At 65.4% G+C, this 21,486-nt stretch carries 19 protein-coding genes; 7 read left to right on the top strand and 12 right to left on the bottom strand.

Annotated elements, in window-relative coordinates; all coding sequences use genetic code 11:
• Positions 1-31: 31 nt before the first annotated feature.
• On the top strand, positions 32-706 hold the full coding sequence (locus FND50_RS21005; RefSeq protein WP_144286959.1) for a DUF4190 domain-containing protein: 675 nt from the start codon (positions 32-34) through the stop codon (positions 704-706).
• Positions 707-787: 81 nt separating this feature from the next.
• Entirely contained in the window at positions 788-1,045 is a 258-nt protein-coding gene (locus tag FND50_RS21010; RefSeq protein ID WP_144286960.1) for a hypothetical protein, read from the top strand.
• A gap of 177 nt (positions 1,046-1,222) precedes the next feature.
• Here the strand turns inward: FND50_RS21010 and FND50_RS21015 are convergent, their stop codons facing one another.
• The 9 genes from FND50_RS21015 to FND50_RS21055 form a co-directional block, all read right to left on the bottom strand.
• Entirely contained in the window at positions 1,223-1,861 is a 639-nt protein-coding gene (locus FND50_RS21015; protein WP_144286961.1) for an RES family NAD+ phosphorylase, read from the bottom strand.
• Between the two features lie 7 nt (positions 1,862-1,868).
• A complete protein-coding gene (locus FND50_RS21020) occupies positions 1,869-2,465 on the bottom strand; it encodes a hypothetical protein (RefSeq protein WP_144286962.1) in 597 nt (198 codons plus the stop codon).
• Between the two features lie 1,007 nt (positions 2,466-3,472).
• A complete protein-coding gene (locus tag FND50_RS36970) occupies positions 3,473-3,601 on the bottom strand; it encodes a hypothetical protein (RefSeq protein ID WP_260850582.1) in 129 nt (42 codons plus the stop codon).
• A 158-nt stretch (positions 3,602-3,759) separates the two neighbouring features.
• Positions 3,760-5,460, bottom strand: coding sequence for a 4Fe-4S binding protein (locus FND50_RS21030; RefSeq protein WP_144286963.1), 1,701 nt, complete (start codon positions 5,458-5,460; stop codon positions 3,760-3,762).
• Positions 5,461-5,475: 15 nt separating this feature from the next.
• Positions 5,476-6,150: a 3,4-dihydroxy-2-butanone-4-phosphate synthase gene (locus FND50_RS21035; RefSeq protein ID WP_186301110.1), complete on the bottom strand. Its 675-nt coding sequence runs from the start codon at positions 6,148-6,150 to the stop codon at positions 5,476-5,478.
• Positions 6,137-6,934 carry an enoyl-CoA hydratase-related protein gene (locus FND50_RS21040; protein ID WP_144286965.1) on the bottom strand — a complete coding sequence of 266 codons (798 nt, stop codon included), beginning with the start codon at positions 6,932-6,934 and terminating at the stop codon, positions 6,137-6,139. Before FND50_RS21040 ends, FND50_RS21035 begins: the two co-directional genes overlap by 14 nt.
• On the bottom strand, positions 6,931-7,851 hold the full coding sequence (locus tag FND50_RS21045; RefSeq protein WP_144286966.1) for an alpha/beta hydrolase: 921 nt from the start codon (positions 7,849-7,851) through the stop codon (positions 6,931-6,933). The genes FND50_RS21040 and FND50_RS21045 overlap by 4 nt, the downstream gene beginning before the upstream one ends.
• A complete protein-coding gene (locus FND50_RS21050; protein WP_144286967.1) occupies positions 7,848-8,369 on the bottom strand; it encodes a flavin reductase family protein in 522 nt (173 codons plus the stop codon). Before FND50_RS21050 ends, FND50_RS21045 begins: the two co-directional genes overlap by 4 nt.
• A 102-nt stretch (positions 8,370-8,471) precedes the next feature.
• A complete protein-coding gene (locus FND50_RS21055) occupies positions 8,472-9,368 on the bottom strand; it encodes an alpha/beta hydrolase fold domain-containing protein (RefSeq protein WP_144286968.1) in 897 nt (298 codons plus the stop codon).
• Positions 9,369-9,699: 331 nt separating this feature from the next.
• Here FND50_RS21055 and FND50_RS21060 point away from each other — a divergent pair, with 331 nt between their 5' ends.
• From FND50_RS21060 to FND50_RS36975, 3 genes are read left to right on the top strand one after another with little or no spacing between them, the layout of a single operon-like run.
• Positions 9,700-11,847, top strand: coding sequence for an acetate--CoA ligase family protein (locus FND50_RS21060; RefSeq protein WP_144286969.1), 2,148 nt, complete (start codon positions 9,700-9,702; stop codon positions 11,845-11,847).
• Positions 11,844-13,022: an AMP-binding protein gene (locus FND50_RS21065; protein ID WP_260850583.1), complete on the top strand. Its 1,179-nt coding sequence runs from the start codon at positions 11,844-11,846 to the stop codon at positions 13,020-13,022. The genes FND50_RS21060 and FND50_RS21065 overlap by 4 nt, the downstream gene beginning before the upstream one ends.
• A complete protein-coding gene (locus tag FND50_RS36975) occupies positions 13,019-13,354 on the top strand; it encodes an AMP-binding enzyme (protein ID WP_260850585.1) in 336 nt (111 codons plus the stop codon). The genes FND50_RS21065 and FND50_RS36975 overlap by 4 nt, the downstream gene beginning before the upstream one ends.
• 74 nt (positions 13,355-13,428) lie before the next feature.
• Here FND50_RS36975 and FND50_RS21070 read toward each other — a convergent pair whose 3' ends face one another.
• A complete protein-coding gene (locus FND50_RS21070) occupies positions 13,429-15,291 on the bottom strand; it encodes an acyl-CoA dehydrogenase (protein WP_144286970.1) in 1,863 nt (620 codons plus the stop codon).
• Between the two features lie 90 nt (positions 15,292-15,381).
• Positions 15,382-16,584: an acyl-CoA dehydrogenase family protein gene (locus tag FND50_RS21075; protein WP_260850586.1), complete on the bottom strand. Its 1,203-nt coding sequence runs from the start codon at positions 16,582-16,584 to the stop codon at positions 15,382-15,384.
• A 544-nt stretch (positions 16,585-17,128) separates the two neighbouring features.
• On the opposite strand from FND50_RS21075, the gene FND50_RS21080 reads away from it, so the two are divergent.
• Positions 17,129-18,169 carry an LLM class F420-dependent oxidoreductase gene (locus FND50_RS21080; protein WP_144286972.1) on the top strand — a complete coding sequence of 347 codons (1,041 nt, stop codon included), beginning with the start codon at positions 17,129-17,131 and terminating at the stop codon, positions 18,167-18,169.
• A 30-nt stretch (positions 18,170-18,199) separates the two neighbouring features.
• Positions 18,200-20,134, top strand: a complete 1,935-nt coding sequence (locus tag FND50_RS21085) for an NAD(P)/FAD-dependent oxidoreductase (RefSeq protein WP_144286973.1) — start codon at positions 18,200-18,202, stop codon at positions 20,132-20,134.
• 61 nt (positions 20,135-20,195) lie between these two features.
• On the opposite strand, the gene FND50_RS21090 is transcribed toward FND50_RS21085, so the two are convergent.
• Positions 20,196-21,437, bottom strand: coding sequence for an ABC transporter substrate-binding protein (locus FND50_RS21090; protein WP_144286974.1), 1,242 nt, complete (start codon positions 21,435-21,437; stop codon positions 20,196-20,198).
• Positions 21,438-21,486: the final 49 nt, after the last annotated feature.

Genomic DNA, 21,486 nt, shown 5'->3' on the forward strand with positions numbered 1-21,486 from the left:
ACCGTGCCGCGCACACACGGATCGGTGGCCGATGACCATCGACCTATCCAAGGCGGCGACGACACCGTCGCCGAACCATGCTCCGATCAACCCGTACGCGGTGATCGCTCTCGTCGCCGCGCTGCTCGGGCTGTTCCCCGTGGCGATCGTCTTCAGCATTCTCGCGTTCTGGCGACCAGCCGGACGGGCCATCGCGGTCGCGGCACTCATCCTGGGGATCCTGGAGGCACTTGCCGCCGGGACGATCCTGTACTCGGCCGGATCCTCCCTCTCGGACGCGGTCCCGGACTCGTCACCGGTCACCAGTTATTCCCTCCCCTCTGCGCAGGCCCCGACCCTTACGCCGACGCCCCCGGTCCCACCCGCCCTCGTTCCCCCGGCCACGGCAACCACCACCGAACCCGAACCCGAGGCCACCACCAGCGTCGACGAGCCCGCGCCGGCCACCTCCCCCATGGTCAACGGCGACTGCGACCCGGACGTCGACAACCACGCCACCTCCGCCGACGGCACCTTCCTCAAATGCACCTACGCCGGATCCACCCGCCCACACTGGGTGAGGTCCGTGCCGATCATCGGCGACGCCGCGCAAGGCGAGAGCTGCAACCCCGCCGCCACCGGGATCGCCATCTCCCCCGAAGGACAAGACCTGTTCTGCGTCAGCGACGGCCACACCGAGACCGACACCTGGGCACCCGGCCCCTGACAACGCACGGTGCCGGCACCGTCTGTGCCGGAACCACTCCCCGGGCCACACCCAAGCACAACAATATAAGGAGCCTGTCCGGTGGTCGCAGTCGACGAAACGAATCTCGGCATCGACACGGTCGAGCGCACCAACGTGTGCGCGATCGTCGCGCTGTTCTGCGCCCTGACCGGCTTGTTCATTCCAGCCCTGGTGTTCGGCGCGATCGGATACGTCGAGACCGGCGGACGGGACTATGAAACCGGCTCCGGTATCGCCGTTGCCGCACTGATTCTCGGTGCCATCGAACTCGCTGCCGTCGTGGTGACAGGCGCCATAGTTCTTGTTTCCATGCACTGACTCGAATACCCGAGGGGTCGACGACGCGGCCGGCGAGTGCGTGAGTGCCCTCCCCCAAGCGGCCCGGCAGCTCCCCACCACCTCGCCCGGGATAGCAGCTCCGGCTGCCGCCGCCGAGGTTGCTCCGGGTCGGTGGCACGACACCGGCGTTCCGCTCTGCTGCCTGCACCGGCCGGATCAGGGCCCGAGGGCCGCGTTGTGCGCGGTGAGAATCGCACCCAACAGGTAGTGCCCGTCGGCGGAGTCGAGCGCGATCACCCCTCCGACGGCGGTAACCGCGGGGTGAGTGTGGGCGGCCGGATCATCGGCCACCATCCAGGCGAGGGTGTTCTCGTCGTGCCGTGGCCGGTACTGCACGCCATCGACATCGGGGTTCGCGGCGAGGATCGCGGCGACCCACCGGCGGGTGTGCAGATACCCGGAGGGGTCGCACTTGGACAGCCAGGCGCCCGCGTTGATCCGGGACGCCCCGGTCCCGGTCAGATCCACCACCCGGACCGTGCGGGTGGTCCGCAGTTCACTCAGAACCCGGCCGGCGATCTTCGCCCGCGGGATCAGCCGCGGGGACTGGTCGACCGGCAGGTTGCGGCAGAGCGTCTCGGCGACCGCCGCTGCCGGACTGTCACCGAGGTACGGGTAGGCGTAGGAGCCGTCGAGACTGTCGAACCGGCCCCCGACCCGGGCCCGGGGCCGGGCGGTGGGATTCGACTCGGCGGCGCCGCGGGTGGCGCTGTAGATGCGCCACAGCGAGGTATCGGCAGCGATGGTGGTGATCAGGGAAGCAGGCAACGGTGTGGGTGGATCCGGGTAGGTCACTGTCGTTTCAGTCCTGCGTCACGTCGTCGGCCAGGTCCCGCAGATCCTGCTCGTGTCCGCCGTCGGCGGCGAGAGCGGCCGGTGATCGCGGGTCGTCGGCGAAGTCGGTCGGGTTCAGCCACCAGGACGCCACACCCCACGGGTCGTCCTTCGCGCCGAGGTCCCGGTTGATCTCGGCGACGATCGGGCGGACCTGCCGGCGTTCGGCGTCGAACTGGAAAGCGGGATAGAGCTTGTGCCCCGAGACCGGCAGCGCGATCACCGTGCCGGCCGCCGCCAGGCGGCTGGCGGTGTTCCGACTGGTTGCCGCCTTACCCAGGACACGGCTGACCGCGGTGGAGTCGAGCATCTCGTGCTGGTCGACGATCGCGTTCAGCGCGGACGCGACGATCCGGGTACGGGCCACCGCCGCGGCGGCGGGGTTGGCGACCGCCCGTTCCTGCTGACGTGCCAGCGCCGGGCTCATCGACAGCAGCGCCGTCACATCGTCGCGTACCGGGCGCAGGGCCGGGCGACGGGAGAACTCCTCGACCAGGAGCTCGACCAGGTCCGGGTCCGACAAGGCATGGATCGAGTCGCGTGCGCGATCTCGGTCTAGGAGCATGTTCACCACCTCCGCCTGTGCCAACAGTGTACCGCGTACCATTCGTGTCAGGATAGTTCCACTGGTCGCAGTCGGGTCGGCCGACCACCTCCGTGCCCGCTCAGACTCGGCGTCGATCACCACCTCACGCGGCCATCCGAGACCCGAGGCCGAGCCGCCGAAATTGTTCGATGGTGTGAATCACACTCACTGAACTTCGATACTGCCGCTCACGAAGATCTTCAAATGCGCCGCTCGTCATCACGTGCGGGTTGTCCGTGTAGCGCCCCTGCCAGCTGATCTTCATCGTTGACGGGGGCTGCGCTTGGCTGTGCCACAACATCTCTCGCGGTCACACCTCCTGCCCGCGCCTATTCGCGCCGCCACCGCCGTCGCCTTTTCCGGCCCCGCTCGCGTTCACCGTTGCCCTGTCGCGGCTCCGCTCATTTCGAGCACTTGCAGCGGCGTGCGCCGACGTCGTGGAACCCCTCAGCCACCTCTTCGCTCCCGATCCCGCGGGGAGTCGCACGATCATGGGCGAACTCCTGTGTCCGTGAGGAAGCCGTCGTATTTGGGGGACGCCCCGCGCGGTGGTCAGCGCCGGGCTCATGGCCGCGCGTCGATTTCTTTCATGGCGGCCGGAGGTGGGTGCACGGTCCCCCTGGCTAGCGTCACGGGAGGTGGGCTCATTCCGCTGCCTTACCGCGTTCCCGGTGGGAATCGAACGAATGTCACTGGAGCTGCCGACCGGCACGGCTCCCGACGAGGCGGAGGCGAGGGCCGCCGCATCGCTGCGATCCCAGGGCATCCACACCTTCTCCGACCTGCCCCTCCAAACGACCCTTACCACCGGGAAACCCGGCATCAGCCGGTACACCCTCACCTACTGGGTCGACGACCACCCCACGACTGATCAACCCCGACACACACCGGTTATCACCACGCAGGAAGACAAGGTGACCGGCCCTCGGCGTGCGTCGGCCACCCCCTGTGCAGTTCTTTCGTTCCCGTCGCCAACGACTCTGGCCTCATCCGACCAACGGGCGGTACCTCGCGAGGGCGAGAAGGGACCGCACATACCCCGCCTCCGCCACGCTCGTCACCTCGTCCAGATAGGCAAGGGTGGCAGGATCCGCGGTCTCGGCATCGACACCCATCTGCTCCGCCACCCGAGCCGCAGCGAGTCATGAGAGCTCACCGGCAATCACCTCCTCGACGAACCGAATACCCACCGGCCGGAACCCATTCTCCTCCGCCCGGGGCAGCACCACGGACCTATGATCGGATGGTTGGTCGAGCTACCTGTGGGCGCTCCTTATATCGTTTGTTGTGTCGCCGTGCGTGCGGCATCGAGCATGTCGTTGATATCGGTGAACTTCATACGCGGGCGACCCTGTTCACGTCCCCGCGAGCGTTCCTCCGCGTCGATCGCCAGCCAGCCTTTTCGGTCGACGACCTCGGGTTGGCGCTCCCGGACCAGCGCCGTGAGAGCTTCTCGGTCGCCGGCGAGTTTCGGCTGCGGCAGCCGTCCCGCGACTACGTCGTCGATCAACGACGTCACGGTGTTGTGGGCGCAGTGCTTGTTCGTGCCGATCACCCCTGAGGGTCCACGCTTGACCCAACCGGTGGTGTATACCCCCGTAAGCGGGCTGTTGGTATCCGGATCGATGACCCTACCGTCGACGTTGGGGATTGTTCCCAATCGGTTGTCGAACGGTACCTCCGGCACAGCCCTGCCGCGGAAGCCGATCGACCGCAAAACGAGCCCGGTTTCGAGGATCTCTCGGTCGTCGGTCGCTCGGGCTTCGAAGGTACCGTGGTCGTTTCTCACCAACTCGTTACGGACGATCTCCACGCCTTCGACTCGTTCGTGACCAAGGATTCGGGTCGGTGAAGCCAGGTAGCGCAGGACGATGCGCTTGTGCGCTGGATTCGGGGCGGAATTCGCGAATTCTCGTGCGATACGGGTCTTGAGATCCGTCGAGAAGGAGTGTGTCGATTCGGTCGTTTCACCGAGATCGAGTTCGGTCCGGTCGACCACTACGTCGACGTTCCGTATCCGGCCGAGCGCGAGTAGCTCGGGGGTCGTGTAGGCGGCGTGACCTGAGCCCCTCCTGCCAAGCACGACGACCTCTCGAATATTGCTCTTGCGCAGCACGTCCACTGCATGCTCTGCCATATCTGTTCGAACGAGATCGTCCGGGTCCGTCACGAGCAGTCGGGCCACATCGAGTGCGACATTCCCGTTTCCGACGATCACCGCACGCGCACAACCGAGGTCGAATGTCCGGTGTGCGTAGTCCGGGTGGCCGTTGTACCAAGCCACGAACTCGGTGGCTGCTGCACTACCCGGAAGCTCGGTTCCGGGAATGTCGAGGTTGCGGTCGTCGAGTGCGCCGACGGCATAGACGACGGCATGGTGGTGATCGAGCAGTTCATGGTGGGTGAGGTGTCGGCCGATCTCGACGTTGAGGTGGAATCGGAACCCGGGCTTCGCTGCGACCTTGCGGAACAACTCGGTGATCGTTTTCGTCGCGAGGTGATCGGGGGCGACACCAGCACGCACCAGACCCCATGGCGTCGGGAGCCGGTCGAACATCTCGATTTCGACGCTGCCACTCGGCATTCTCCCCATCAACTCTGCCGCCGCATATATGCCGGCCGGCCCGGAGCCCACTACGGCCACCCGCAAAGGCACGTCCGGCTTCCGCACCTTCACCGGATGCTGCCGGTCTGGCGCGGGGAGTGCGGAGTCGAGCGGGTGGTAACGGAAATACTCAGCATTAATGTCGCGGTACCGCGTCTGGTCGTCCGGGAGCTCGTCGTCGGGGTATATCGCCTCGACAGGACACGCTTCCATACATGCGCCGCAATCGATGCAGGTCTGCGGATCGATGTACAGCATCTCGGTGGTGCGAAACGCCGGATCGTCCGGGGTAGGGCGGATGCAATTGACAGGACACACCGCGACGCAGGTGGCGTCGTTGCAGCATGGCTGTGTGACAACGAAAGACACGAGAACTCCTCAAAGCTAAGGCAGCCGGACCATCGGCTCGAACTTCGGCACTACAGGCATGCACATCGCCACGTCGAACACCGAGAGAAAGGTCAACGCGTGATCGCTCGCGAAGCCGAGGCTCTCCTCCTTGTTCGCCATCCTCGTCGCATCAACCGGGGAGACCAGTTCACAGAGGGCACCCATCGGCCGCACGCCGGCGGACCGCATTAACCGCACCACCGATTCGGCCATCCCCGACCCCGCGCCTCGTGCGATGAGCGGTGCCACATGCCCCGGCCTGGACAGCGCAGATGAATCAGTGCGCGGATCTGCGATGGTCCTGATCGTGTGAGCCCGGTCGGCTGCAGAAATTCCGGTACCGATACCTTCCACAGCATCCACGGTCACCGACGGGATGGAACTTTCCGCCGATTGGACAAGCTGCCACATCTGGGGCAACTGCAGTCGCACGCAATCCTCCTCCGGTACCGCTACTTTCACGAATCCAGAGGTGTGCCGAATCATGAACGCCACAGATTCGGTGGTCGCGTGCTCGGCGGCGACGACGAGATTCGATTCTCCGCACGCCGGATCGAAGAGGACGATCGTCTTCCCGCGGGCGATATCGGCCGCCGTCCGATCGAAACGAGCATGCGCGGTGTTCCGCGCATCGAACGGGGACATGTAACGGATCTCAGCGATCGACATTTCCGCTCCTTGTTCGCACTTCGGTTCCGGTCCTGCCTCGCTTGGCCGCGAAGACGGTGACCGCATCACGGAAGCTGTCCGTGGTCGTCAGCCGAATCTGTCCGTCACGCTCGCGGGCGAACGCGTTGTCGAGTTCGCTCAGGCTCGCATCGTTGATCGCGCGTTTCGTTTCGATGAGTGAGTCGAACGAGATTCCGCTCAGTCGTGCCGTCAACTTCTCGAGTTCCGGCTCGAACACCTCCGGCTCGTGCGCCGCGGCCACCAGACCGGCGCGCTCGGCGTCGGACGCGCTCAGGCGCTCTCCGAGCAGTGACATTCGCATCGACATCGCCCGACCGACCGATGCCGCGACCAGTGCCGTGGCGCCACCGTCAGGCATCAAGCCGATCGAAGTGAACGGCATCGAGAAGTAGGCGTCGGACCGGATGACGGTGAGATCGGCGGCGAGCGCGAGCGAAACCCCTACCCCCACAGCCGGTCCGCGAACCGCCGCGACGACAGGACGCGGTGCGCGCGTGATCGCGGCGATGCACCGGGACGCGGCGTCGGAGGTATCGGCCGTGTTCTCGACCGACAGCGGATCCTCGACATCGAGATCACCACCGGCGCAGAAGGCCCGGCCCGTCCCCGACAGCACGATCACGCGCACCGCGGGATCCTGACCGGCGCTCTCGACGGCGTCGGACAGCCTGTGCAGGGTCTCCTTGTCGACGGCGTTCATGCGGTCGGGACGATCGATCAGGATGTGCCGCACCGAATTGTCGTCGACGATACTCACAGTCATGGCAGAACCTTCTCGAGAAAATCGGTGATCTCGGCGACGCCGTCGCGTGCTCGATGGAGGAATTCCGTGAAGAGAGTCCACGCGTGGCAGGTGTCCGGATACACGGACAGTGTGCTCGTGCCACCCCCGGCTTGCACCGCGTCGTGGATTCGCACCGCGTCGTCGAGCAGGATCTCGCTGTCGCTGGCCAGTAACAGGATCGGAGGCAATCCGGTGAGGTCCGCGAAGACCGGGGATGCAAGGGGATGGTCGCGGTCGTGGTCGCCGAGGTACGTCGCCGCCAACATGCCGAGGGAGCGCTCCGTGATGACCGGGTCGGTGTCGCTGTTGGTGGCGACGCTCGTCCCGGATGCCGTGAAATCGGCGAGCGGAGACACCACCGCGGCGACCGCGGGCAATGTGGCGCCGCGGTCCCGGGCGTCGACCAGGACGGACACCGTCAGACCACCGCCGGCAGAATCACCGCCGACGGCTGTGTGCTCGGGTCCGTACGCGGCGACCAGGGCGTCCACCACGGCGGCCGCGTCCTCGAGCGCTGCGGGGAACGGATGTTCCGGAGCGAGCCGGTAGTCAGGTAGGACGACCACGGACCCCAGTGCCCGCGACAATGCTGCAGCGGCGTGGCGGTAGCCGTGCGGACTGCCCATGACGTAACCACCGCCGTGGAACCACACGAGGACGTTGTCGTCGATCGCGAGTCCGGCCGCGACGCGCAAGGCCTGGACTCCACCGACGACGATGTCCTCGACCGAAACATCTTCGGCGAGCGTGGACTCGAGCATCATTGCGTCGAGGTTGCGCCGGAGCTGGTCGAGCGAGAGCCTGCCGTTGCCGAACACCGCGGCGAAGGAGTCGCGGACACGCGCGAGCGCGTCGTCGGCATCGACCGTCGTGTGCCGCGATTCGGTGTTCGTCATCGGTGCGTCCCGCCGGCGGTCGTGTGCATCGGGGTGAACGCCGTATGGGTGCCGAAGACCCTGCCGTGATACGTCAGGGGCGGAATCGTTTCGCTCACGATGTCCACCACGCGGCCGAACACGACCGTGTGGTCGGCCACGTCGAGGGTTTCCATCACCTCCGCGGCGATCCAGTGGGGGACATCGGCGATGCGCGGCAGTCCTCCGTCGACTCGCCACGGCACGTCCTGGAACTTGTTCGGGCCCTTGCGCGCGAACTGCGCGGCGAGCTCCGACTGCCCGCTGCCGAGGACGTTCATCCCGAAGCGTCCCGATTCGAGGGCCAGTGCCAGCAGATCCGATCCCCGATCCAGGGAGACCAGTACCGAGGGTGGCGACATCGACAGCGACGCGAAGGCACTCACGGTCGTGCCGTGGGGACGTTCACCGTCCATCGCGGTCACGACGGCGACGGGGGTGCATACTGCGGCCATCGCGTCGCAGAACCGCGTCGCCAGTTCGTCGAGTTTCTGGGGCATGTCGGATGCCTTTCGTACGTGGTGATGCCCGGTGGAGGGGCTGGAACGCGGGCGCCGCACCGCCGGTGCGGCGCCCGCGTGTCTGTGGGGCTCGTCAGGACGTCAGAGTCCGACGTTCTTGCGGATGAACGATCCGGCCTCGTCTGCGGCCTGAATGCCCTCCGGCAGGATCGACGAGAACAGCGGCCACACATGGACCATGTCGTCGTACGGCGACACACTTGCCGACCCGCCGGCCTCGACGATCGCGGCGGCCGCCCGGCGCGAGTCGTCGAGGAGGACCTCGCCGGAACCGACCAGGAAGAGCGCGGGCGGAATGTCGCGCAGGTCGGCGAAGAGCGGTGATGCCAGCGGATCCTTCGGGTCATGGCCCTGTAGATAGGCATCACCGACGTTACCGATCGATCCACGCGAGACCGCGATGTCCTTGCCGTCGAACTCGTCGACGCTGTCACCGCTGGCCGTGAGATCGAGGAGCGGTGAAATGAAGACCGCTGCTGCGGGCAGTGAGCCGCCGTTGTCGCGCACGGTGGTGAGAGCAGAAAGCCCCAGACCACCGCCGGCCGAGTCGCCGCCGACTACCACGTTGCCGGCGCCGTACTCCGAGACGAGCGCGGACAGCACGGCCGCACCGTCTTCGGCGGCGGCCGGGAACGGGTGCTCCGGCGCACGCCGGTAGTCGGGCAGGACGACGGTCACACCGGAGGCACGTGACAGGGTGTGTCCGAGTTCCTGGAAGCCCCGCGCGCTACCCATGATGTAACCGCCGCCGTGGAACCAGACGAGCGCCTTGTCCTTCGCGGCCCCGTCGGCCGCGATGTACAGGACCGGAACGCCGCCGACCTCGCCTTCGACCGACTCGACACCGTCGGGGAGAGGGAACTGCAGAAACAGTCGGTCATACGCGTTGCGTAGATCGTCCACCGTTGCCGTCGCCGGGTCGGGGAAGCCTTCCACGTACATCTTCTCCACACGCGCGAGCGCTTCGGTCCTGGCCATGAGTCCTCCGAAATAGAGTTCGAATCCCGACCGACCACGATCGGGTTGTGAGCGATGTTACATAGTTACCACTAACTTTGGAAGCCTTTTCGCAGGACCTGTTTCGATGTAGCCCAGAACTGGCCATAACGGGTGTTCACGGGATAGATTTCAACAGACAACGGAACGGCTCGCATACACCGGGCCGTGCCGCAAATCACCGCCGGTACACATCCGGCGGTTGCTGCGGTTCCCGTCGGCCTGATTCCGGTCCGGCCGTGCATCCCCGTCCGGCCCGCAACGACCGGACACTCGAAAAGACATCCCCACTCTCGACCGGAGGTCGACAATCATGACCCTCATCTCGGACGACGGTTCCTCCTGCACAATGGAATCCGACGTTCGCCCAGCAACACCCCTCGAACGCGTGCTGAACCCGGCGACTATCGCGGTCGTCGGATTGAGCGACAAGTCCCCGGTGGCGCCCTTCATCCGCCCGACCCTCGACAGCGATGCGACAGTGTTCTTCGTCCACCCCACGGCCGCCACCGTTCTCGGGGTACCGACCTATCGCTCCATCTCGGATGTTCCGGAGCCGATCGATGCGGTCTTGTCCGTGATGTCTGCAGAGCGGACGGTCGTCCTGGCCGAGGAATGCGCATCGCTCGACTGCGGAGGACTCGTCATCTATGCTGCCGGCTTCTCCGAAGTGGGCGCCGACGGGGAAGACCTCCAGCGGCGGCTCGGTGCCGCGGCGAAACGCGGCGGGATGGCCGTGATCGGGCCGAACAGCCTCGGATACATAAGCGTTCCCCGAAGCCTCAACCTGACCGCATCGGCCGACTACCGGCCCCCTGCCGGCGCAGTGTCGATCGTCTCGCACAGCGGCGCGATGATCGGCGGCATTGCCATCGCCAGCCGCGCCCGAACCGGCATGGGCATCTCGAGACTCCTCTCGGCAGGAAACGAAGTCACCACCGACATGGCCGACTATGTGGATTTCCTGGCCTCCGACCCGGAGACCGCCGCTGTAGGCCTCGTCATCGAGGGAATTCGCCGACCCGAGGAGTTCCTGCGCGCGGCCCGGCGATGCATCGCCGCCGGGAAGCCGATCGTGGCGCTCAAGCTCGCACGCAACAGCCGGACCCAGCAGATGGCGGCCTCACACACGGGAGCGCTGGCCGGGAACGCATGGGCCTACGATGTGGCGTTCCGCCACGCGGGGATTCAGCTCGCCTACGATCTCGAGGAACTGGTGGATCGGCTGTCGCTCGTCGGTCAACTCGACCCCGCGAAGTGGAACACGGTCGAACGCCTGGGCGTCGTCGCCGGGACCGGCGGGTTCGCTTCCCTGGCATACGACCTCGCCGAAGCGGAAGGTCTCGCCCTCCCGCCGCTCGACGACCTCGCCGAGTGGGTGCGCTCGACAATTCCGGGCATCACCGTCCCCAATCCTCTCGACACCACGGGATTCGGCGCGACGTTCTGGACGGACATCGTCGACCGGTACGTCGGATCACCCGAACTCGACGCTGTCGTGTTCGTCAACATGTGGGGCGAGGGCGACGACTCCCCCATCTACCGCCGCCTCATCGACGACGTCGCCACAGCCGCACGGCGGTTCGGTAAGCCGGTCGCGATCGCGGCCGGCGCCGGGCCGGTCGGCTCCTATGCGCAGGAAGTCATCGGCACCGACGAGAGTGTCGCGCTCGGTTACGGACTCCGCGGGACCCTGCGCGGACTGCAGACGATGGGAACCTTCGTTCGCGACCGCGAGGCAGCATGCCCTCGAGCCGACGCCGTTGCGGCCGTCCCGCGCCCGAGCGGGCCGTTCCCCGACGCCGGTGACGGCCGTCGTTTTCTGCCGTTCACACAGGCTATGGCGCTGCTCGAACAGTTCGGCATACCAACGGCACCGTATTGCACCGTCGATGCCGGCGCGCAGGTCACGCCGGGCTTCACGGGTCCGTATGCGGTGAAACTCGCAGATGTGCCGCACCGAACGGAGCTGGGAGCGGTCGCGCTGAATGTCGGCCGGGACGATCTCGAACGTGCCGTGGCCGACATGCGCGCCATCGCGCAGCAGCACGGACTCCCCGAGACCGTCGCCGTTCAACCGATGACGGCCGCGAGAGGTGAACTGCTGGTCGGCATCGAAGGCGGCAGCGAGCTCGGCCCGATGGTGGTATTGGGCATCGGGGGCATCCTGGTCGAAATACTGGAACGAGTCGGCGGCCGTCCGGCACCGTTGACTCGAACCGATGCCGCAGCGCTCATCGACGAGTTCCGCGATCTGCGTCTCATGCACGGTTACCGCGGATCCGAGCCCTGGCATTTGGCGCAACTCGCAGAACTCCTGGTCGGCTTCGGACACCTGGCGGCCGCGTGCCACGGCTGGATCGACTCACTCGACGTAAACCCGCTCCTGGTCACGCAGGACGGTCTGGTCGCGGTCGACGCCCTCTGCATCGTGCGCGACACGGACGGGAACCGCCGATGATCGCCGACGCAGTCATCCGATGCGGCACCGATGTTCGCACTCACACAGAGGTGCGTGAGCGGGCCACACGACTGGCCTCGGCATTCGCCGCGCTCGGCGTGGGCCACGGCGACCGATACGCGCTCGTGATGCGAAACGAGATCGGGTTCGTCGAGGCCGCCCTCGCCGGCGCCGCGATCGGCGCGGTTCCCGTCCCTGCGAACTGGCACGGGTATGCCGACGACCTCGGTCACGTGCTTACCGACAGTGCCGCCACAGTGGTGCTGGTGCATACCGATCTGCTCACGAAGGTGGAAGCGGTTCTGCCGCTGGGCAGCACGATCGTCGAGGTACAGCCGCCGCAGGTGGTGGCGGACGCATACGGCTTCGACCGACCGGCTCCCTCGGGACGGTATCCGGACCTCGCCGAACTACTTCGTGTCCACGAGCCGCACACCACCGGGATCACCGACCCGCCGATGAGCGTCATCTACACCTCCGGCACCACCGACCTCCCCAAAGGGATCCTGCGCACCCCGACACCGGCCCAGGACGTCGGCGCGCTGCATGAGGTCGTGATCGCGGCGTTCGCGTTCGGCAGTGCTCGTTCGACTCTCGTCGCCGCACCGATGTACCACACCGCGCCGAACACGCAGTTCCAATTCGCGTTCGCACTGGGCATGGATGTGGAGATCATGCCGCGCTTCGATCCGGAGGAACTCCTCCGCGTGATCGAGCAACACCGGATCGAGCACGTCCAGGCCGTTCCGACGATGTTCGTTCGCCTACTGAAGCTGCCGGTAACTGTTCGGGAGCGGTACGACTTGTCGTCGCTGACCTCCGCCGTGCATGCGGCGGCGCCGTGCCCGCCCGATGTCAAACGCGCGATCATCGACTGGTTCGGCACGATCGTCCACGAGTACTACGGCGGTTCCGAATCCGGCGCTGCCGTCATCTGTTCGAGCACGGAATGGCCCATCCGGGCACGGTGGGCAGGCCCGTCAGCGATGCCGCCGTGCGGATCATCGCCGCCGACGTCTACCTGCTGCCGTCCTCGGCGTGGCCCGACTTCACCTACCTCGGTGACGACGCCAAGCGCCGCACCATTGAGAAGGACGGGTACGTCACCGTCGGCGATATCGGATACCTCGACGCGGACGGATTCTTGTATCTCAGCGATCGCCGCAATGACATGATCACCTCCGGCGGGGTCAACATTTATCCGGCCGAGATCGAGTCGACCCTTCTCGGTCTCGACGGGGTCGCCGACGTCGCCGTGTTCGGCATCCCCGATCCGGAGTTCGGCGAGGCCGTTGCCGCCCACGTCCAATTGGACGTGGGCGCCCCGCTCGGTGAGGACGACATCCGCGCGCACGTCGCCTGCCACCTCGCGCGGTACAAGGTGCCCAAGGTTGTGGTGTTCGAGGAGACCCTGCCGCGGGAGGACACCGGCAAGTTGTTCAAGCGCCGGTTGAAGGCCCCGTACCGGGAGCAGCACACGTCCGAGTTACCGACCGGATCCGCGTAGCGCGCGCCACACACGAGATGTGCGCCCGATCGATTCGATCGGGCGCACATCTCGTTGTCGGGACGCTGTTGTCGTCAGAAGGCCGCTTCGTCCAGGCCCATCACGGAATCGTCGACGGCGCCTGCGATGCGTCCCTCGGCTACGACGAGCGGCAGAACGTTGCGAGCGAAGAACCGCGCCGCCGCAACCTTCCCCTCGTAGAAGGATCGATCGGCCGCCGGAAGGTCCAGGGCGAGCGCCCGGAAAGCGATCGCGGCACTCCGCAACAGCAGCCATGCGACAAGGATGTCGCCGAGCACGTAGAGCAGCCGGGTCGCGTTGAGCCCGACCTTGTAGACGTTCTTCTCGTCACCACCCGGGACATTCGGGTCGGTCTGGACGAGGTCGGCCGTCATCTTCACGACGATCGCCTCGACACTCCCGGTTGCGTCGACGAGAAGATCTCGTTCGAACGCCAGATCCGTGGCCGCGACCGGGTCGTCGGCGAACCCCGAGATCTCCCGCAAGAGGTGCCCGAACGCCACTCCCCTGTTCCTCGCGATCTTACGGAAGAACAGGTCCTGCGCCTGAATGGCGGTCGTCCCTTCGTAGACGGTGTCGATCTTGGCGTCGCGCACATACTGCTCAAGCGGGTAGTCCTGGAGGTATCCCGATCCTCCGAAGGTCTGGAGCGCTTCGGTTCCGAGGATCGTCCACGAGCGTTCGGAGCCGTATCCCTTCACCACCGGGAGAAGCAGATCGTTGACGGCCTCCGCGAGTGTGGTGTCGGTGCCGGCGGCGTGCCCGATCGCGATCTCGTCCTGCCACGACGCGGTGTACAGCACCAGCGACCGAAGGCCTTCGGCGAACGACTTCTGTGTGAGCAGTGACCGGCGGACATCGGGATGCCGGGTGATCGCGACCCTGGGCGCCGCCTTGTCGGACGAACGCGTCAGGTCGGCGCCCTGCACCCGGATCTTGGCGTATTCGAGCGCATTGAGATACCCACTCGACAGGGTCGCGATCGCTTTGGAACCCACCATCATCCGGGCATCTTCGATCACGTCGAACATCTGGCCGATGCCGTCGTGGACCTCCCCGAGCAGCCAACCGCGCGCCGGCTCGTTCTCACCCAGCGTCATCTCGCAGGTCGCCGAGACCTTCACGCCCATCTTCTTCTCGACATTGGTGACGTAGACGCCGTTGCGCTCGCCGGTGAGCTCACCGGTTTCGAGATCGAAATGGAACTTGGGGACGAGGAACAGGCTGAGCCCCTTGGTTCCCGGTCCGCCGGCGCCCTCGACACCCGTGGGCCGGGCCAGAACCAAGTGGACGATATTGTCCGTCAGATCGTGCTCGCCTGCGGTGATGAACCGTTTGACGCCCACGATGTTCCAGGTGCCGTCGTCATTGGGGACGGCTTTGGTGCGACCGGCCCCGACATCGGACCCCGCGTCCGGTTCGGTGAGCATCATCGTCGCGCCCCACTGTTTTTCCGCGGCGAACTGCGCGATCTTCTTGTCGCGCTCGGTACCGTGACGCCACACGACGCGAGTCGCCGTCGGGAACCCCACATACGTCCACAGGGTCGGGTTCGCACCCAGAACGAACTCGCCGAGGGCCCAGTTCAGGGAACTCGGCGCGTTGGTGCCACCCAGCTCGGGAAGCACACGCAGACGCCACCATTCGGCGTCCATCCAGGTCTTGTACGTCGCCGCGTACGACGGTGGGACGGTGACCGTGTGCGAAGCGGGATCGAAGACGGTGGGGCTGCGATCGGACTCTTCGAACGACTCCGCGAGGTCCTCGCGCGCGAGACGATCGACCTCGCGCAGCGCGATCTTCGCGGTATCGAGATCCACCTCCTCGAACGGCCCGGTCCCGAGCACACGGTCGCGCTCGAGCAGTTCGAACAGGTTGAACTCCACGTCGCGGAGATTGCTCTTGTAATGGCCCATCGTCGGGTACCTCTCACACTCGTCGACCTGCCCACAGCAGGCCGGAACGCTGGCCGCGCCCGAAGGCGCGGCCAGCCCGGAAACTGAGGGTCAGGCCTCGGCCTGCGCGTAGATCGGAAGCAGAACCCCCGCGGCATTCACGAGCATGATCGGGTCGACGAGGAGGTGCTGGGTCGCGACATTCATGTCGCGAACGAAACGGCCCAGCGTGCTCGTCCGGCCGATGCTCTGGCTGCCACCCCAGCGGTGGGCGAAAGTCACGACATCGGCGGCGACTTCGTGCACCCAGGACAGCATCTGGCTCACCCTGGCGATGTGTTCGGGCGTCACCGACTGTCCGGAGTTCACGGCAGTTTCGGCCGCCCGTGTGACCTCGTAACAGTAGAGACGCGCGGCCTGGAGGTTGGCTTCCTTGCGCGCGAAGTCGATCCGGAAGATCTCGGCGTCGCCCACGGGGACAGTGTAGGTGGGACGGGTCTTGCCGGCCGTGATGCTCGCGACGAGTTCCAGTGCACGAGCAGCGATTCCGAGGGCGATCGGAGCATGGGGCAGGCCACCGGCCAGTTCGTTCGTCAGCTTGTACATCGTTTCCGAGCGCGTCGGAGTGCCCCCGAAGGTCGGAGTGGTGTACTCGGCGGGCACGAAATGCTTGGAGATCGTGTAGTCGTTGCTACCCGTGCCCGCCAGCCCCCACACGTCCCAGTTCTTCTTGAACTCGGCCTGACCCTTGGGCAGCAGCGCGATCCGCGCCTGTGGCTGACCGTTCTCACCCAGGATCGGATTTCCCTGCTCGTCCGCCACGAAGAACCCGGCGCCGACCCAGGTCGCGTGATCGGAACCGCTGGCGAAGGAGTACTTGCCGTCGATGATGTAGCCGCCCTCGACCTGCACGCCCGGGTACCGCGGGAGGAGCTGACCGGCGACGATGAAGGGCTCGTCCTTGCTCATCAGTTTCTTCGTCACCGCGGGATCGAGGTAACCCACGACGCCGGCGGTGCCCCATTCGCTTGCCATCCACGCCCAGCCCGTCGAGGCATCGGACTTCGTCACCTCCTCGAACACCCGCATACCTTCGCTGGGAAGCAGGCCGCCGCCGCCGAGTTCGGCGGGGATCAGCATTCCGTGCAGACCCAATTCGACGAGCGCGTCGGCGACCGGTTTGGTGATCGTTCGGCCCTCCTCGATGGCCTCCGCTTCCTGCCTGATCAGCGGCGCGATGGAACGAGCGCGCTCCAGGTAGTCGGCCATCCTGTCGCTGCCGGCAACTGCGTCTCGGGTCAGCGTCTCGGTCATGTTCATGCCTTTCGTGGGGATGTCCATCCGGAGGCGTGCCCAACATTCAACTGTCTCCCACGCAACCGGTCTTCGTAGTCTCTACGGCGCTCCCGAACCTGATCGAGAAACATTCCGGTGTGAGTAAGCTAACATAGTTACCACTAATGTCAAGCACTAATAGTGCAGGTCAAACGTCACTTTGAGCCGAACACTCTCCGCAATCACAATTTACCATCTCTCCAACTTCAAGAAAGTTGACTCACCCCGCCGACAATCGGAGAGCGGCAAGCGGAACACGGTCGAGCATCAGAAGCGAAGCCCGATGCCCCCCGAGCCGCCCACTATCGGCCCCAAGTCAATGGAGCATATAGTCACAACTAACATCAAAGTTCTTAATCGCAGTTCAAGCTCTATTGACCTTGAATAGAGACCATAGTTAGCATTAACACTAGATTCGGTACACGCGATACGTCGCCCTTCGGTCCGACAAGAACCGAGCGGCCGAACATCCGAGGACACCTATCGCAGCACAGTGCTGCGAGTTGCGGAAGGCAGGAAGCACATGCGCATCGGCACCATCCTGGGTCACGGTCGACCATTCCATGAATTGGCTTCGGAAGCAGCTGATTACGAGAGCGCCGGACTGGACTCCGCAACTCTTGGCGAAGCGTACTCTTTCGACGCGGTCAGCCAACTCGGCTACCTTGCCGCGCGCACATCCCGAATCGAACTCGCCACCGGCATTCTCGCCCTCGACGCCAGAACCCCGGCGACCCTCGCCATGACCGCCGCCGGCCTCGACTATGTATCCGAGGGGCGATTCCGACTCGGAATCGGGGCCTCGGGGCCCCAGGTGGTCGAGGGATTCCACGGCGCGCCCTTCGGCCATGCCGTGGGTAAGACACGGGAGACGGTCGAGATCTGTCGCACGGTCTGGCGCCGCGAGCCACTACGCCACGAGGGACGCCACTATAACGTTCCTCTTCCGGCGGACCAGGGCACGGGTCTCGGCAAGCCACTGAAGTTGATCAATCATCCTGTCCGTCCGGAGATTCCGATCTCCATCGCCGCACTCGGTGACAAGATGGTCGAACTGACTGCCGAGCTCGCACACGGATGGGAACCGATCTTCTTCCACCCGGAGAAGTTGAACGAGGTGTGGGGCGAGGCGCTGCAGCGCGGCAAGGCCAAACGCGACGACACCCTCGGTGAACTGAACATCATCGTCCGACTCCCGTTCGCCGTCGCCGAGGACGCCGCGCCCTGGCTGGACCGTGCCCGCCCGCAACTGGCGCTCTATATCGGCGGGATGGGTTCGCGGAAACGAAACTTCTACAACACACTTGCTCGCCGCTACGGATTCGCCGACGAGGCGGCACGGATCCAGGACCTGTTCCTGGCCGGTCGCCACGCCGAAGCCGCGGCCGCGGTTCCCGAGGAACTCGTGCGTGCCACGTCGCTGATCGGCCCTGCCTCCGACATCGCGGAACGTGTCGCGATGCTCGACGAACTGGGTGTCGGACTACTCAACGTCGTGCCGATGGCAGCCACCCACCCCGAACGGCTCGCTGCGATCGACACCCTTCGCTCTCTGATCGGTTGAATCCACCTACCCCACTCCGGAAGGAGAATCGTGAGCCCCACCGCCACACCGAACCCGAACCTCGACCGTGCCACCGTGCACGCTGCAGTCACCGCAGGCAACATCCCCTGTCTGCTGCCCGTCCTCTATCAGTTGACCGGCGAGGAAAAATGGCTGTCTCCGCCGTATGTTCCCGCCGCCACCAAGGGATTCGAGGAGCTGAACGACGGCGGCCTCGATCCCACCATCCAGGCAGAGATCCACAATGCGGTCACCGACGCCGTGCTGGACTGGTGCAACGGCAAGCCGATCGCACGGCCCGCTCCGACCGGGAAGGAACTCACCCGTTTGATGAGCACGGTCATGGGCGAACCCATCTCCGACGTCTACGCCCCGATGATCGCCGAACAGCTCGGGTTCGCACCCTTCACCCCTGAGAACGTCGGTGACCTCGTCCGGACATCGCGATCCGACTTCGGTGTCGCAATCGTCGGTGCAGGAGTGTCGGGTATCACCTGTGCAATCAATCTGGAAAAGGCAGGCATTCCCTACACCGTCCTCGAACGCAACGGCCACATCGGCGGCACCTGGTGGGAGAACCGGTATCCGGGTGCCCGGGTCGACATCCCCAGTGATCTGTACTCGTTCTCGTTCCGCCCGAAGAACTGGACCGAGTATTTCGCCCGCCGCAACGAGATCTTCGATTACGTCACCGATGTCGCCCGCGAAGCAGGAATCACGGAACGGATCCGGCTTGGCCATTCGGTCGACAGCGCCGCGTGGGACGCCGACGAGCAGCTGTGGATCCTGTCGGTTACCGGAGCCGATGGCACGCAACAGGAAATCCGCGCGACCGCGTTGGTGACCGCTGCGGGCCTGCACAGCACGCCCCACGTCCCGGACTTCCCCGGCACGTCGGAGTTCCGCGGCGAGATCGTTCATTCCGCACAGTGGCCCGAGGATCTCGATCTGGCCGGCAAGCGGGTCGCGGTGGTCGGTAGCGGCGCGAGCGCCATGCAGCTCGTCGTGGCGATCGCCGACCAGGCTGAAAGCATGGCCGTCCTCCAGCGTCAACCGCAGTGGATCGCGCCCAACGAGCATTACTTCCAGCAGTCGGATGCCACCAAGCACTGGCTCTACGACAACATTCCGTTCTACCGGGGCTGGTACCGCTTCCGCTTGTACTGGCTCTACACGGAGCGCACGTTCGCCGCGCTACCGGTCGACCCGCGCCGCGAGGAGAGGGGCAAGCTCGTCAGCTCACTCAACGACGCTTACCGCGCCCATTTCACCGCGTATCTGAAGAGCCAGCTCGCAGGTGAGGACGAACTGCAGCGCAAGACCCTGCCCGACTATCCTCCGTTCGGCAAGCGGCTCCTCATCGACAATGGCTGGTTCACCACGCTCCGCAAGCCGAACGTCGAGCTCCTCACCGACGGCATCGAGCGCCTCACCCCCGACGGAATTGTCACCGTCGGCGGCGAACACCGCGACATCGACGTTCTCATCCTGTGCACCGGATTCCAGCAGCAGCGCTTTCTGTACCCGATGGACATTCGCGGGACCGACGGCACGTCGCTGCGCGACATCTGGGAGGACGACAACGGACGGGCCTACCTCGGCATCACCACGCCGGGATTCCCCAACCTGTTCTTCCTGTACGGACCCAACACCAACCCGCCCGGCGGCAGCTACATCACCATCGCCGAAGCACAGGTGCGGTACGTCGTCGAGTCGATCAGCCGGCTCATCACCGAGGATCTCGCGGCCCTCGAATGCAAGCAGGAACCCTACGACCGCTACAACGCCGAGCTCGACGAGGCCAACGCCGCCATGGTGTACGCAATGGACGGGGTGAACAGCTACTACCGCAATTCCAGCGGGCGAGTGGTCACCAACTCCCCCTGGCCGGTACCCGATTACTGGGCGCGCACAGCCAGTCCCGAGCCGGCGGACTTCACGGCCACGAAACGCCGCGGCGCCTGAACCACCTCGGCACAACCGACTTCGCCGGGTTCCCGATGGGACCCGGCGAAGTCGTTTCCGCTCAGCCTATCGCCGCGAACACGTCCGTCTCGAGATCGGTGTCATCGAGGCAGATCGAGTTTCCGCCGTCGCGAGCCTGCAACTGCCCGTCCCGGACCTCACCGACGTAATAGCACGTCGGGTAGGAACGCTCGGTACCCGAGAAGGTCAACGGCGGGGCCAGACCGTCGAGCGTTTCACCGTCGAGTTCGCCGAGTCCCCGAACGACATCGGCGGCTGTCGAATCAGACGTCAGGCCCGCCCGGTCGGCTGCTGCTTCGAAAAGCTTTCCGGCGATCCAGGAATCGAATGCGACGGCGGAGAACTGCGCCGAGTCGGTCAGTCCGTCGTAGTACGAGTCGATTGTCTCCCGAGCCTCTCCGACGACCTGGACCGACGGGTCGTAGTACGGAGCGTTGGACTGCGTGAAGAGCAATCCGTCGGTAGCCGGCGACTCCATGTACTCGTTGCCGACAGCGCCGGCCGAACTGTAGAACTGGGGTTCGTAACCGATCTTGTGGCAGTCCTCCGCGATCCGGACATCCACACTGGTGATGTGGGCCAGGAAGAGTCCGTCCACACCCTCGTTCTTCATCGTCTGGCACACCGCGGTGTAGTTGGGAGCGGCCGCCGCGGCCTTGACCGAGAAGTATTTGATTCCGAGATCAGCTGCCGACTTGCCCGCCAACGCGTCCGAATCCGCGCACACAGGTGATTCCGAGCAGTACACGACACCCAACTTGGTCGTGCCCTCCTCACGGGCGAGCTTCGCCAAGCCGTACGTGATCACCGGGTTAGGTGAGCCCGCCAGGTAGAAATCGTCGCTCGCGAGGAAGGTCGCATCCGAGGGCACTCCTCCGATCACGGGCATGTGTTTCTCCTCGACGTACTGCCGCCAGGATCCGGTGGTTCCGGTGATGGGGCCGACGATGGCGACGACTTTCTCCTCCTCGACGAGACTCTTCACCGCCGCGAGCGCCTTCGACGGCTCCTGGCCGATGTCCTTGACAATGACCTCCACCGGATGACCGTTGATCCCACCGGAATCGTTGACACTCGCGGCCCAGGCCTGCGCGACGTCGTCGACACGGCCGTGGGTGGGTGCGGACACACCCGAACACCCACACACCGTACCGACGACGATCGGCGGCTTCGTCAGAGCTGTCGACGGTGTCGGGGACTCCTCTTGCTCGGCGGAACAGCCGGACAGGACGAGCGCTCCCAGCGCTGTCGCGAGCGCCGCGCGCCTACGAATCGTTCTCATCACACGTTCTCCTCAATTGTGAAATTTCTCTGCGCTGTTACATCTCTCC

Source organism: Rhodococcus sp. WB9 (assembly GCF_007558985.1).
In the GTDB taxonomy this organism is placed as follows: domain Bacteria; phylum Actinomycetota; class Actinomycetes; order Mycobacteriales; family Mycobacteriaceae; genus Rhodococcus_F; species Rhodococcus_F opacus.